Origin of the sequence: Xanthobacter autotrophicus, from assembly GCF_029991245.1 — a bacterium.
Lineage (GTDB): Bacteria > Pseudomonadota > Alphaproteobacteria > Rhizobiales > Xanthobacteraceae > Xanthobacter > Xanthobacter autotrophicus_C.
The window spans coordinates 1-381 of sequence record NZ_JAIVFO010000486.1 but is presented as its reverse complement, the minus strand read 5'-3'; the positions used below and the strand labels follow the sequence as shown (position 1 = coordinate 381).

Annotated in this window: 1 pseudogene; it reads left to right on the top strand. The window is 48.3% G+C overall.

Annotated elements, in window-relative coordinates:
• Positions 1–381: pseudogene (locus K9U41_RS23795) on the top strand (fructuronate reductase); the annotation flags it as partial.

Genomic DNA, 381 nt, shown 5'->3' with positions numbered 1-381 from the left:
GGGTAATAGAAGATAACTTTGTTGCCGGACGTCCAGAATGGGAAAAAGCGGGAGCCGAACTGGTTAGTGATGTGCTGCCTTATGAAGAGATGAAGTTGCGCATGCTCAACGGCAGTCATTCATTCCTGGCGTATTTGGGTTATCTTGCTGGATATCAGCACATTAATGACTGCATGGAAGATGAACATTATCGTTATGCGGCGTATGGCTTGATGTTGCAGGAACAAGCGCCGACGCTGAAAGTGCAGGGCGTTGATTTGCAAGATTACGCTAACCGATTAATTGCACGCTATAGCAACCCGGCGTTACGTCATCGAACCTGGCAGATTGCGATGGATGGTAGCCAGAAATTGCCACAGCGGATGTTGGATTCTGTTCGCT